The sequence below is a fragment of the Halioglobus sp. HI00S01 genome (assembly GCF_001635445.1).
GTDB classification, from domain to species: Bacteria; Pseudomonadota; Gammaproteobacteria; order Pseudomonadales; family Halieaceae; genus Halioglobus; species Halioglobus japonicus.
Genome location: NZ_LWEE01000160.1, coordinates 1 through 206, shown reverse-complemented (window position 1 = coordinate 206; position 206 = coordinate 1). Strand labels below are relative to the sequence as shown.

Annotated in this window: 1 protein-coding gene; it reads left to right on the top strand. The window is 60.7% G+C overall.

Going from position 1 to position 206, the window contains the following annotated elements:
* Positions 1-206, top strand: a 206-nt coding sequence (locus tag A3709_RS15050; RefSeq protein WP_156507785.1) for an MMPL family transporter, incomplete at both ends; no start/stop codon positions are given.

Below are 206 nucleotides of genomic sequence, written 5' to 3'. Positions count from 1 at the left end.
TGCAGCTGACTACGAGCAGTACGCGACGCTGTTTGTGGGCGGCGTGCCGATGATCGCCTCGGACATGGTGAGTTTTGTGCGCAGCGACCTGGTCACGTTTGGCGGAGCCATTCTCGGCATTATGCTGGTGGTGCTGGCGGTGATTTTCCGCAGCCCGCGCTGGGTGGTGATTCCACTGGTCACCTGCTCTTCCACGGTGGTGGTTA